At 40.2% G+C, this 13,350-nt stretch carries 9 protein-coding genes; all 9 read right to left on the bottom strand.

The features are described 5' to 3' along the window. Positions 1 to 9 precede the first annotated feature (9 nt). Complete coding sequence (locus tag I6E80_RS11055; RefSeq protein ID WP_170072326.1) at positions 10 to 2,550, bottom strand: EAL domain-containing protein; 2,541 nt, start codon at positions 2,548 to 2,550, stop codon at positions 10 to 12. A 112-nt stretch (positions 2,551 to 2,662) separates the two neighbouring features. After that, positions 2,663 to 3,946, bottom strand: a complete 1,284-nt coding sequence (gene purD, locus I6E80_RS11050) for a phosphoribosylamine--glycine ligase (protein WP_170072328.1) — start codon at positions 3,944 to 3,946, stop codon at positions 2,663 to 2,665. Positions 3,947 to 3,961: 15 nt separating this feature from the next. Further along, positions 3,962 to 4,783 carry a class I SAM-dependent methyltransferase gene (locus I6E80_RS11045; protein ID WP_197185553.1) on the bottom strand — a complete coding sequence of 274 codons (822 nt, stop codon included), beginning with the start codon at positions 4,781 to 4,783 and terminating at the stop codon, positions 3,962 to 3,964. A gap of 106 nt (positions 4,784 to 4,889) precedes the next feature. Next, positions 4,890 to 6,476, bottom strand: a complete 1,587-nt coding sequence (gene purH / locus I6E80_RS11040) for a bifunctional phosphoribosylaminoimidazolecarboxamide formyltransferase/IMP cyclohydrolase (RefSeq protein WP_076925017.1) — start codon at positions 6,474 to 6,476, stop codon at positions 4,890 to 4,892. Between the two features lie 191 nt (positions 6,477 to 6,667). Beyond that, positions 6,668 to 6,958 (bottom strand): DNA-binding transcriptional regulator Fis, encoded by a 291-nt coding sequence (gene fis, locus I6E80_RS11035; protein ID WP_002957804.1) that lies wholly within the window; start codon positions 6,956 to 6,958, stop codon positions 6,668 to 6,670. A 19-nt stretch (positions 6,959 to 6,977) separates the two neighbouring features. Beyond that, positions 6,978 to 7,949: a tRNA dihydrouridine synthase DusB gene (gene dusB / locus I6E80_RS11030; protein WP_010553368.1), complete on the bottom strand. Its 972-nt coding sequence runs from the start codon at positions 7,947 to 7,949 to the stop codon at positions 6,978 to 6,980. 282 nt (positions 7,950 to 8,231) lie between these two features. Further along, a complete protein-coding gene (gene prmA / locus I6E80_RS11025) occupies positions 8,232 to 9,113 on the bottom strand; it encodes a 50S ribosomal protein L11 methyltransferase (RefSeq protein ID WP_024600157.1) in 882 nt (293 codons plus the stop codon). Positions 9,114 to 9,180: 67 nt separating this feature from the next. Beyond that, entirely contained in the window at positions 9,181 to 11,028 is a 1,848-nt protein-coding gene (gene rpoD, locus I6E80_RS11020; RefSeq protein WP_007586533.1) for an RNA polymerase sigma factor RpoD, read from the bottom strand. A gap of 390 nt (positions 11,029 to 11,418) precedes the next feature. Then, positions 11,419 to 13,170, bottom strand: coding sequence for a DNA primase (gene dnaG, locus I6E80_RS11015; protein ID WP_197185552.1), 1,752 nt, complete (start codon positions 13,168 to 13,170; stop codon positions 11,419 to 11,421). Positions 13,171 to 13,350: the final 180 nt, after the last annotated feature.

Here is a 13,350-nt window from a genome sequence, read left to right as displayed (position 1 = left end):
CTAAAGATGTTAAAAAGAGGAGTCTAACATTTTTAAGCTATATTGGCTTTTTAAGAAGTGTAAATAGTCGGTGTAAGGCAGTGCTTTTGCATATAAATAACCTTGGGCGTAGTCAGCGTTCATATCTTTGAGTAAGTGATGAATTTCTTGGGTTTCTACCCCCTCAATTGTTATTGATAAATTGAGGTTATGCGCCATATCAATGGCTGTTTGTACAATAACTTGGTGAGTTGGGTTATTAGGTAAATCAAAAACAAATGACTTATCTATTTTAAGTTCACTAAAGTGATAATTAACTAAGTAGCTAAGTGACGCGTAGCCGGTTCCAAAGTCATCCAGTACCACTTTAATGCCTAATGCTGTTAACTCATCAACTAGCTTTATAAGCGCATCTTGGCTATCTACGAATGCGGATTCGGTAAGTTCAAATTTAAGTAACTGTGCCGGCACTTGGTATTTAATTAAAATGTTTTCTACTTTTTCGGCTAAGTTATTTATAGTTAGATTTTTAGCACTTAAATTTACGCTAATTGTGTGCTCGTTATAACCATTTTTTATAAGCTTGACTATGTCTTTACAGGCTTGCTCTATTACCCACAGTGTTAGCTCGTTAATAATACCTGTGTGCTCAGCAAGTATTATTAATTCTTCAATTGATAAGTTGCTGTAAGTTGGATCGGGCCAACGTAATAAAGCTTCTGCGCCACTTACTTGGTTACTGAATAAATTAATTTGAGGTTGATAGTAAAGCGCTAGTTGATTGGTTTGGATGGCTTTTTGTAACTTAGCAGCTAAAGCAACATCCATCATCAGGTTATTTGTGTTTGACGATGACCCAACTTGATTAGCGCTACTTTTTGCTTTTTTAAGCGCTAAATAACCACGTTTTAACCAATATTCAAAATCGTTACTTTTACCTGCACTACTAATACCTATGCTGTAGCTAAGCTGCAGGTTTAGTCCTTTAATTTCATATTGTTTTGGCAGGCTACTAATTATTTTTGTTAATAATGTTTCTAGCATTTCTTGGTTTTGTGTTTTAGTAGAAATACAGGCAAATACGCCACTACTCAAATCGGCTAAGCGTGGGCTGGTGTTTAAATCTGTTTCGAGGTTTGTAAATTCGCGTTCATGGCTTAGTTCTAACTCAAGCTCTTTGGCTACATGCTTTATGAGTGTGTAGCCCTGAGAAGAGGTAATAATAGTATTGAGCGAATTAAAGTGACGTATTTTTATTAGGCATAAAGTTGTTGAGCGGTTTTGACTTTGTAGTGCCATAAATGCTTGTTTTAGCTTAGAGCTATTAAGTAACCTTGTTTGTTGTGTGTGCGTGGCATGATAAAGCGCACGCTCTCGCTGATACCTTACTCGGTCTGCTAATGCCATTGCCATTAAAATAACTTCACACAGAATCGCAACTAAAAAGGCATGGCGAGTTGTAAAGGTATACGGTAAAACTCCAGTAAGTTCCATAGGTTGAATTACCGCACCAATTATTAGTGGTATCCATGAAAAAACATAAAACTTAGCCCACCTAAAACCACTACGTAACTTGTTATATATTAAAATAATACAGGTAATATAAAGTAGTGCCATCACACCAAAAAATATAGGAGCCGCTATGTTCTCGGGAATAAACAAGCTACATACTGCAAGAATAAACATAAGCCAAAGTAGGGCGATGCTCATTTTGTAGCGCCAGCATTTATCCTTATGGTAGCGCAAAAACATGATGCAAAAAGAAAGGGTGAAAAAAGCGACACCATAATTACTAAATACGACTTGTTCGTTTATAAGGAGCTGCCAGTGATTAGGCCATATATAAAAACCAAAACCTAATACAGCCCCCATTAGCGTAATAGCGCTGACGATGTAGCCAATATAAATTAAATAAACACGGTCTTTTATGCCAAAATAAAGCACCAAGTTATAAAGCGCAGCCATCAATAGCACGCCTACAAAAATACCCCAGATCCCAGTTTGAGAGCGCACTAAGTCAATAAACTCTTTATCACGATATAAGTTTACAGGTGTTTTACTTATGCCGATTGTGTCTATTTTCATTACTAGGCGCTGTGACGACTTTCTTTCTACTAAAAAACGAATATGCGGTACGCTGTATTCAAACAAAGAGAGGGCTTCTTCTTTATCGCCGAGTTTGTATGTTTCAATTAGTTTGTTGTTTTTATCGAGGCGGTAAACCGTAAGGTGATCGACCATAGGGTTGTCAAAATGTGCCACAACATTTTGCTTATTAAGGCTTTTATTTTCTAAATCAAGAAACAACCAATAGTTTTGCTGGCTAAAACTCCATGGAACATCTGAAAATGGTTGATGAGTAAGTAATTCAGGTTGGTTAATAATGGTATCGAATGTTTTAGTTTTAGTTTCGTCAATATAGTAGGCGTAATCGAGGTACATTGGAGCCGTCTTATCAATTGTATATCGTGTAGGCACGACAAGGTTTGATGCCAATGTACTGATTATAAAAAATATAAAGATCAGTATGGCAACAGCAATTGCATGATAACGTAAAGTTCTTAGTTCCAACGTTTGTGTACTTTTAAAAAACCTTTTAATTAGTGTAGCACTAAAAAAGCGCAGGGAAACTGCGCTTTTTTAGTTAAATTAATTGGTTATACCAATGAATAGGTATTACAAGCTATTGCTCGCGTGCAATAGCACGGTAAGCAATATCAGTACGATATTCCATACCATCCCAGCTAATTTGTTTAACAAGCTCATAGGCGCGCTGCTGCGCTTGCGTAACGGTATTACCAAGTGCTGTTGCGCATAATACGCGACCGCCTGCGGTTACAACGTCATTGCCACTTTGCTTAGTACCCGCATGAAACACTTTTTCACCCGCAGGATAATCAACTTGTAGCCCCGAAATTGCATCACCTTTAGGGTAATCACCAGGGTAACCTTTAGCTGCAAGTACAACACCAACGGCTGCGCGTGGGTCAAACTTAATCGTTGTTTTATCAAGTTCTACACGGTTAGCAGCTTCAATCAATTCAACTAGGTCTGATTGTAAACGTAGCATCATTGGTTGAGTCTCAGGGTCGCCAAAGCGACAGTTGTACTCAATTACTTTAGGGGTACCTGTTTCGTCAATCATCAAACCTGCGTATAAAAAGCCGGTGTACGGATGGCCTTCGCTTGCCATGCCTTCTACCGTAGGGGTGATCACTTCGTTCATAATGCGCTGGTGGATTTCATCAGTAACAACTGGCGCAGGTGAGTATGCACCCATGCCACCCGTATTAGGACCGGCATCGCCATTGTAAGCGCGTTTATGGTCCTGACTGGTAGCAAATGGTAATACGTTTTTGCCATCAACCATTACAATGAAAGACGCTTCTTCACCGTCTAAAAACTCTTCGATAACAACACGACTTCCCGCATCGCCAAAAGCATTACCCGCAAGCATATCGCGAATAGCATCTTCGGCATCGGCTTCCGTCATTGCTACAATTACGCCTTTACCTGCAGCTAAACCATCTGCTTTTACAACAATTGGCGCGCCTTTTTCTTTTAAATAAGCAAGGGCTGGGTCAATCTGTTCAAACGTTTGATAATCGCCTGATGGAATATTGTGGCGTGCTAAAAAATCTTTAGTAAACGATTTAGAGCCTTCAAGCTGGGCTGCGCCTGCCGTTGGGCCAAAAATAGCCATGTTATGTTCACGAAACTTATCAACAACACCCAGTACTAACGGTATTTCTGGACCTACAATAGTAAGCTCTACCTTATTTTGCTGTGCAAAACTAAGTAAACCCTCTAAGTCGTCAACGTTTATTGCTACGTTTTCAAGTTTTGGTTCAAGTGCAGTACCCGCATTACCAGGGGCTACAAATACAGTATTTACTTTGGTGTTTTGAGCGGCTTTAAACGCAAGTGCGTGTTCGCGGCCGCCGCTGCCAATGACTAAAACATTCATGGCGAAAATTCCTATTTAAAGCGGTTTCTTAAATTTCAGCGTCATGCGGTCGCTTTCACCAATGGCTTTGTATTTGTCAGCATCTTGTTCGCCGAGTCTTAAGCTTGGTGGTAGCGTCCATACACCTTTAGGGTGATCGGCTGTATCTTTTGGATTTGCATTTATTTCACTGCTTGCCACTAATTCAAACCCAGCTTGTTTAGCAAGGTCTACTACGTAGCTCTGCTTCATATAACCTGATGTTTTTTGATCTTCGTCAGCACGTTCTTCAGCTAAACGATGTTCAACTAAACCTAATGTACCACCTGGTTTAAGGGCTTTGTAAAAAGCTTGGAATGCACTTAATGCACCGCTTTTATCTTTACCCATGTACCAGTTATGCACATTACGGAATGTTAAAACCATATCGGCACTGCCAGCTGGCGCAATATCTAAATGTGTTACAGGTGCAAACTCAGTAATTTTAACGCTACTAAAGCGCTTATCTTCAGCTACTTTTTGTTCAAAGCCTGCAAGAGAGCGTTGGTAGTAGCCAACTGATGAATCAGCAGGAAAATGCGCGGCATAATAAGTGCCTTGCTCTTTTAGTGCTGGCGCTAAAATTTCACTATACCAACCACCGCCTGGCGCAATTTCAACAACTGTCATAGTTGGTTTAAAGCCAAAAAATGCCAGTGTTTGAGCCGGGTGACGATATTCGTCACGAACGCTGTTTTTAGCGCTACGTTCGCTTGATTGAAGTGCATGCTCTAGGCTCGATTCGTAGTTATGGCTAAGCGCCATAGTCGATGTCATCGTTAGTGTGGCTACAAGTAGCGATTTTAGCGCAAATTTCATTGTTTGTTCCTTCACATTATAATTTTAAATAGGTTATTGAATAATCAGAATACGTGAATTTATAGCAAACAAAAAGGGTTAAACCAACGTTTAACCCTTTGTGTGATTAGTGGCGGAAATGGCGCATACCAGTAAGCACCATTGCCATGCCAGCTTCATCAGCAGCTGCAATCACTTCTTCATCACGCATTGAGCCACCAGGCTGAATTACCGCAGTAATGCCAGCGGCTGCTGCAGCGTCAATTCCATCACGGAATGGGAAGAACGCATCAGACGCCATAACTGAACCTTTAACTTCAAGGTTTTCATCTGCTGCTTTTATGCCTGCAATTTTAGCTGAGTATACGCGGCTCATTTGGCCTGCGCCTACACCAATGGTCATACCGTCACGGGCATAAACAATCGCGTTTGATTTAACAAACTTAGCTACTTTCCAGCAAAATAGTAAATCTTTAAGTTCTTGCTCTGTAGGTTGACGTTTAGAAACAACTTTTAAGTCGCCTTGCGTTACCATGCCTAAATCGCGGTCTTGAACTAAAATACCGCCATTAACGCGTTTAATATCTTGGCCAGCGGCTTTACCTGTCCACTGTCCACATTCTAATAAACGAACGTTCTTTTTAGCTTCAACAATTTTTGCAGCGTCGCCCGAAATACTAGGTGCAATAATTACTTCAACAAACTGACGGTCAACAATTGCTTGTGCAGTTGCTGCATCTAGCTCTCGGTTAAAGGCAATAATGCCACCAAATGCTGATGTAGGGTCTGTTTTAAAAGCGCGCTCGTATGCTTCGAGGATGTTGTCCCCAATTGAAACACCACACGGGTTAGCGTGCTTTACAATTACGCACGCAGGTACGTCAAATTCTTTAACACATTCAAGTGCTGCATCAGTATCTGCAATGTTGTTAAACGAAAGGGCCTTACCTTGCAATTGAGTTGCTGTTGCAACTGATGCTTCAGCAATGTCACTTTCAACATAAAAAGCTGCATCTTGATGTGAGTTTTCACCGTAGCGCATATCTTGCTTTTTAGTGAACTGCATATTGATAGTACGTGGGAATTTAGTCTCTACAGCAGCTTCCTCGGTGTAATCAGGAACCATTTTACCGAAGTAGTTAGCAATCATGCCATCGTATTGTGCAGTATGCTCGTAAGCGGCAATCGCTAAATCAAAACGTGTTTTGTACGTTGTTGAACCATTGTTGTTTTGCATTTCGCTAATAACACGGTCGTAATCGCTCGCGTTTACCACGATTGTTACGTCTTTGTGGTTTTTAGCGGCTGCACGAACCATTGTAGGGCCGCCAATATCAATATTTTCAATGGCATCTTCAAGGCTGCAGTTTTCTTGAGCGACTGTATTCGCAAAGGGGTATAAGTTAACTACAACTATGTCGATAGCAGAAATGTTGTTATCTGCCATTACGCTTTCATCTTGTCCGCGACGGGCTAATATGCCGCCGTGAATTTTTGGGTGAAGTGTTTTTACACGACCATCCATGATTTCAGGGTGGCCTGTGTGATCTGATACTTCAGTCACTTTTATGCCATTATCAGCAAGTAGTTTACATGTGCCGCCAGTTGATAATATATCAACGTCTTGCGCTTCTAGTGCGCGGGCAAATTCAACAATACCGGTTTTATCAGACACACTTAATAGTGCGCGACGAATGGGACGATGAGTATCCATTGTAGTTTGATTTCCTCAGTTAATGAGCTAGCTTAGAAGCGGGCATTTTAACTGATTACAACTCAAAAAACGACTTATAAAGCGTTAATGAGGGTGAGCATTTTGCAACTCGGCTATTAAATTACGGGCATAAAAAAAGCACCCTAGGGTGCTTTTTTAATAATTAGCTGTGGTAAATCACAGCCAGCATATTAGTTCATGCCGTATTTTTTAAGCTTTTTACGTAAAGTACCACGGTTGATACCTAGTAAAATAGCTGCACGAGTTTGGTTACCACGTGTATATGTCATCACTTCTTCAAGTAATGGCGCTTCTAGCTCTGAAAGAACAAGGTCGTAAACGTCTTGCACATCTTGACCGTTAAGCTGCTTTAAATAGTGGTGAACAGCTTTTTTTACTGCATCACGCAATGGCTGCGGTTTCTCGTGTGACTGAACATGAGGGTTAGTGATAAATGGAGAAGTCACGTTTTGTTCGAACATTATTAAGTCTCTTTCTTTCTTAGTTAGCTGCTAGTGTTTTAAAGTATTGCTCTAATGCGACGACCTGTGCCTGTGGGTTGTCGAGCGCATTAAATACTCGCCTAAACTGACCATCACTGTCATGGGTTTGCAAATACCAAGATACATGTTTGCGAGCAATTCGCGCTCCCATTGGCTCACCGTAAAACAGATGGAGGTTTGTTAAATGCTCCATTAAAATACTGCGCACCTCTGCAATAGCAGGCGGCTGTAAATGTTCCCCAGTTCGCAAATAGTGGTCTATCTCCCTAAATATCCAAGGGCGACCTTGGGCGGCTCGGCCAATCATAATGGCATCTGCACCCGTATAGTCTAAAACCTGTTTTGCTTTTTCTGGTGATGTAATATCACCATTGGCAACAACAGGAATCGACACTGAACGTTTTATATCCCTAATCGTGGCGTACTCAGCATCACCTTTGTACATACATGCGCGCGTACGCCCATGTACAGCAAGTGATGCAATGCCATAACGTTCAGCTATTCTCGCAATCTCTACACCATTACGGTTATCCGGATCCCATCCTGTACGGATTTTAAGTGTCACAGGTATATCAACAGCATTAACGACTGCATCAATAATCTCTTCCACAAGTTCAGGAAACTGTAATAAGGCAGAGCCTGCGAGTTTCTTGTTCACTTTTTTTGCTGGGCACCCCATATTGATATCTATGATCTGTGCACCGTTAGCAACATTGAATTGTGCGGCCTGCGCCATAAGCTCAGGATCTGCTCCTGCAATTTGCACCGCGCGTATACCCGATTCACCGCTGTGATCCATACGATTCATCGACTTTTCCGTTTTCCAAACCTTAGGATTAGACGATAGCATTTCAGAAACAGCTAGCCCTGCGCCTAAACGACGGCAAAGTTGTCTAAATGGTCTGTCTGTAATGCCAGCCATTGGCGCGACAATTACATTATTCTCAAGTTGGTATTTACCGATACGCACTATATTCAATAGGCCTCTTTTCAAGGGGCGCTAAGTTTACGGTTTTTTTAGCAAAAATCAAAGGCTATAAATTGAACAAAAGTAACTTTTTTTTGCCCTTTTCGTATTGACATTTGATAACCATATGACAATTGGGTTTATTTGTTTGAAATTCGTACAGTCTTTATTTTTTATACAATAATCAGAAAATATTTTGATATGTAAAAAAATAGTAAAGCCTGTTAAATACAGGCTTTACGTAGATGTTTTGAGTTAATGCTCTAAATTTGATTGTGCAGTTTATTACGCTTTTTTAGTGCCACTAACTCGAGTCCAATCACCTTCAACGGCAATGTCATCTAGTTCAATAAACGGTGCATAAATGTCAGCAACTGATTGCGCTTGCTCTTCTAAAATGCCCGACATGGCAATTTTACCACCTGGCTTTAATAAGCCTAAAATTACACTGTGCAATTCGCGAAGTGGCTGGGCTAAAATATTAGCAACTACTATATCGGCAGTAAATTCAGGTTGGTTTTCTGGCAGGTACACTTCAAGTTTGTCTGCAACACCATTTCGGTTAGCGTTATCTAAGCTTGCTTCGAGTGCTTGAGGGTCAATATCAATCCCAATCATGCGCTCAGCGCCTAGTTTTATAGCTGCGATACCTAAAATGCCTGAGCCACAACCAAAATCAACAACCGTTTTACCTGTTAGGTCTTGGCTTTCTAACCACTTAAGACATAAGGCCGTTGTTGCATGTGTGCCGGTGCCAAAAGCAAGGCCAGGGTCAAGTAGTACATTTACCGCAGTAGGGTCTGGAATATCGCGCCAGCTTGGGCAAATCCATAGTCTTTCACCAAATTGAATCGGGTGGAAGTTATCCATCCATTCACGTTCCCAGTCCTTATCCTCAAGTTGCTCTATTTTGTATACTAAATTGTCTTTTAGCTCATCATGGCGTTTCAATAACGCAACAACTGCATTCATATCGTGATTAGCTTCAAACAAGCCAATTACTGTTGTATCAGCCCAGAATACAACGGTGCCAATTTTGGGTTCGTAAATAGGGGTGTCTTTTGCGTCAATAAAGGTTACTGAAGCACTACCCGCTTCCATTAATAGGTCACTTACTGCATCTGCTGTTGCAGCATTGGCGTTAATACGAATTTGGATCCAAGCCATGATTATTTCCTTCAAATAGAAAAAAGGCCGCTATAGCGGCCTTTTTAGTTTATACAGTAGCGCTAAATTATTTAGCGTCTAAAAAGCTTTTCAGTAAATCTGAGCGAGAAGGGTGGCGTAATTTACGCAGCGCTTTCGCTTCTATTTGACGAATACGTTCACGTGTTACGTCAAACTGTTTACCTACTTCTTCTAAGGTGTGGTCGGTATTCATATCAATACCAAAACGCATACGCAGTACTTTAGCTTCTCGGGCTGTTAGGCCTGCAAGTACATCGTTAGTTGCGCCACGAAGAGACTCCATTGTTGCCGAATCAATTGGCGAATCAATAGTTGTATCTTCGATAAAGTCACCTAAGTGAGAATCTTCATCATCACCGATTGGTGTTTCCATTGAAATTGGCTCTTTAGCAATCTTAAGTACCTTACGGATTTTATCCTCAGGCATCATCATGCGTTCTGCTAATTCTTCTGGATTTGGCTCACGACCCATTTCTTGTAACATTTGACGAGAAATACGGTTAAGTTTATTAATCGTTTCAATCATATGTACTGGAATACGGATTGTTCTTGCTTGGTCAGCAATAGAGCGAGTGATTGCTTGACGTATCCACCATGTAGCATAAGTAGAGAACTTATAACCACGGCGATATTCAAATTTATCAACCGCTTTCATCAGACCAATGTTACCTTCTTGAATTAAATCCAAGAATTGTAAGCCACGGTTTGTGTATTTTTTAGCAATTGAGATTACAAGACGTAAGTTAGCTTCAACCATTTCTTTTTTCGCACGGCGTGCTTTCGCTTCACCAATGCTCATTCGACGGTTAATGTCTTTAATACGCTCAATGCTTAAACCTGTTGTTTGTTCAATAACAGATAATTTATTAATGCTACGAATGATTTCTGGCTTAACTTCTTCAAGTTTAGCTGAATACTTTTCGTTACCTGAAATTTCTAAATCTACCCATGAAGCGTCAGTTTCGTTGTTAGCAAAATGCTTAACGAATGTTTTCTTCGGTAATTTAGCAATTTGTACAGCTTGTTTCATGATTAGACGTTCTTGAACGCGAACACGATCCATCATTTCACGCATGTTATTTACCATGCGGTCAAACTGTTTAGGTATTAATTTAAAGGTTCTGAAAAGCTCACCAATTTCAAAAATGGCGGCTTGTGATTCAGGATGCGAACGACCTTTAGCTTCAAACGTATCACGTGCTTTATTGTATAAATCACGTAAATTTTCAAAATGAATGCGCGCTTCTTCAGGATCTGGCCCTGTGTCTACTTCTTCTTCATCTTCGTCATCGCTATCAGCATCATCTTTGTCATCTTTATCGTCATCAAGTTGCTTAGCACTTAATTCTGAACCGATGTTAGTTGCTGAAATTGGCGCTGTATCTTCATTAGGATCGATAAATCCAACGATGATATCGCTTAAACGCATTTCTTCAGCTTCAAACTTATCCCACTGCTCTAGCAGGTAAGTGATTGCTTCAGGGTACTCTGCAACAGAAATCTGTACTTGGTTAATGCCTTCTTCGATACGTTTAGCGATTACAATTTCGCCTTCACGTGTAAGAAGTTCAACAGTACCCATTTCACGCATGTACATGCGAACCGGATCCGTTGTACGGCCGATTTCTTTTTCTACAGTCGCAAGGGCTGCAGCGGCAGCTTCAGCTGCGTCTTCGTCTGTCGTTGTTTCTTGCATCATTAATTCATCAGCATCAGGCGCATTTTCGCTAACCTTAATACCCATATCATTAATCATGCTTATGATATCTTCTACTTGATCTGAGTCTATAATGTCTTGTGGAAGGTGATCATTTACTTCTGCAAAAGTTAAGTAGCCTTGCTCTTTACCTTTTTGAATCAGAAGTTTTAATTGTGACTGAGGAGTTGGATCCATAGAGATTTTTTCTTCCACTCTGATAAGTTGATACAACAGGCGCCATCATGTAGTTTGCATTAAAGCCAACTAGAATAATGTGACGCAGTGAATAGCACAGTATAACAGTTTAAATCAATTTTGACTAGGGTCTGTTGGTCTTTCAGGATTAAAGTTTATTCTATCCAAGGGTGGTTTAATCGCGGCGCGAGGTTTGTAACCTAGTGGGCTAAGTAAAAACCGAGCAACAACGAGTAAACCTCCCTTGGGTCGAACCCAAAGGGCAGCGCGTGTTTGGCATTTATGCTGCGTTATCGCCTATTTATGTGGAATAACCACACTACATAGGCTCTGTCTTGTCTAAATACCAAACACACTGCTGTAAACTTAACCTCGAAAGATAAACAGACCCTAACTGTTAGTCGCTTTTAACGCTGTCATTAACAAATGACACTCAAGTCTTTCATCGCTACTAAGGCCTTGAGTCTTGTCCTTTATTAATAGGGTCTCGAGTCGATAATTTAAACACTGATCTTCAATAAACTTGAAAGTATTTTTAAAAACCGTTTCTAAACGTTCTTCATTTATGTCGTGTTGCCACGTTGCAAGCTTGATTAATGGCTCATAATCTTCAGTTCCTCTAAAAAATTCGAGCAATTGTGCAGTGGTAACATTTTCTTTCTCTAAAGCTTGTTCTTGTAAACGTAACAACAGCCCTATACCAGCAATATTCATTTGTGCGAGTTCAGGTAAGTACGGCACATTTTTAGCTAAATTAGGATGTTGAATTAAAATACCTATCGCTTGTCGCATCGGTGTTATTTTAAATTTACGTTCAATAGAATGCTGTTGCTTTGGCGTTTTTAAACGGTTATTTAATTGCTCACGTGTTCTTCCGATTAAACGCCCTAATTGTTCAAGAATGTTTTCTTGATAAAATTCACTTGGGATTTTTTCAATTAATGGAAGTGCTGCACTGAGTAATTTAGCTTTCCCTGAGTCGAGTGTTAAATCTACTTCTTGGCTTAATTTATTAAACAATACTTTAGTAAAGTCATCCGCTTGGCTTAGGCGTAATTCGAATTGCTCCTTCCCCACTTTTTGTACAAGAGAGTCAGGGTCTTCGCCATCAGGTAAAAACGCAAATTGCAGTGCTTTACCATCATTTAAATAAGGAAGTGCGTTTTCAAGCGCTCTCCAGGCTGCATCACGGCCAGCTCTGTCACCATCGTAACAACAGATTACTTTATCTGTTGTTCTAAACAGAGTATGCATGTGCTCGCTTGTTGTTGCTGTGCCCAAAGATGCTACAGCGTATTCAATTCCTTGTTCGGCTAGGGCAACAACATCCATATAACCTTCAACAACCATTACATGCTCAAGTTTTTTATGGGCTTGCTTTGCTTCATAAAGCCCATAAAGCTCAAAGCCTTTATGAAAAATTCGGGTCTCTGGCGAGTTTAAATATTTGGGCCCTTGGTCAGCTTGCATTACACGCCCACCAAATGCAATAACGCGTCCGCGTTTATCGCGAATAGGAAACATTAATCGGTCGCGGAAAAAATCAAATTGTCTGCCTGGTGTTTTTTCTGAAGCTAGTTTTAATTCAACCAACTGCTCTTTTTGTTCTTTATTACGGCCAAGTTGAAGGCATAATCCATCCCACTCGCTGGGAGCGTAGCCAATCATGAACTTTTTAACTGTTTCACCACTTAAACCACGGCCTTTTACATATTCAATAACGGCAGCAGAATTACTGTGGTGTTTTAATTGGTGTTGATAAAAGCGCGCAGTATGAAGCATTAAATCGTAATCAGAGCGCTTTTGTGCAGCAGTACGTTCTGGTGCTGAGTTTGTGCCTTGTTCTCGAGGTACTTCTAAGTTAAGCATGCTTGCTATTTCTTCAATAGCATCTACAAACTCAAGCTTTTCATACTCCATTACAAACGAAATTGCATTACCATTAGCACCACAACCAAAGCAATGATAAAACTGTTTGTCTTGCGATACGGTAAATGAGGGCGATTTTTCGTTATGAAATGGGCAGCAAGCTTGATAATCCTTACCTGCTTTTTTTAGACCTACTTTTGAGTCTATCAGGTCGACAATATCGGTTCTGGCAAGTAAATCGTCTATAAAGTTACGTGGGATCTTTCCAGCCATTAGTAAAATACAGTCCTGAAATAATAAGAAGAATAACGAATATGAAATTTACTTTTTTATACTTGCTTGATGCAAAATATAGCGTGCTTTAACTTACCAAAATGATAGCAAAATAAATAGGGAAGCTATAAAAAATTTCATTTTAAAGTAACCTAATAGGTGTACTTTTTATTAAAGTTA

Origin of the sequence: Pseudoalteromonas sp. NSLLW218 (genome assembly GCF_015864775.1) — a bacterium.
Lineage (GTDB): Bacteria > Pseudomonadota > Gammaproteobacteria > Enterobacterales > Alteromonadaceae > Pseudoalteromonas.
This window is presented reverse-complemented; position numbering and strand designations above follow the sequence as displayed.

Coding starts and splice junctions, on each gene's coding strand:
- purD (WP_170072328.1), bottom strand. CDS start 3,946: ATGAATGTTTTAGTCATTGGCAGCGGCGGCCGCGAACACGCACTTGCG.
- rpoD (WP_007586533.1), bottom strand. CDS start 11,028: ATGGATCCAACTCCTCAGTCACAATTAAAACTTCTGATTCAAAAAGGT.
- purH (WP_076925017.1), bottom strand. CDS start 6,476: ATGGATACTCATCGTCCCATTCGTCGCGCACTATTAAGTGTGTCTGAT.
- I6E80_RS11045 (WP_197185553.1), bottom strand. CDS start 4,783: ATGAAATTTGCGCTAAAATCGCTACTTGTAGCCACACTAACGATGACA.
- fis (WP_002957804.1), bottom strand. CDS start 6,958: ATGTTCGAACAAAACGTGACTTCTCCATTTATCACTAACCCTCATGTT.
- prmA (WP_024600157.1), bottom strand. CDS start 9,113: ATGGCTTGGATCCAAATTCGTATTAACGCCAATGCTGCAACAGCAGAT.
- dnaG (WP_197185552.1), bottom strand. CDS start 13,170: ATGGCTGGAAAGATCCCACGTAACTTTATAGACGATTTACTTGCCAGA.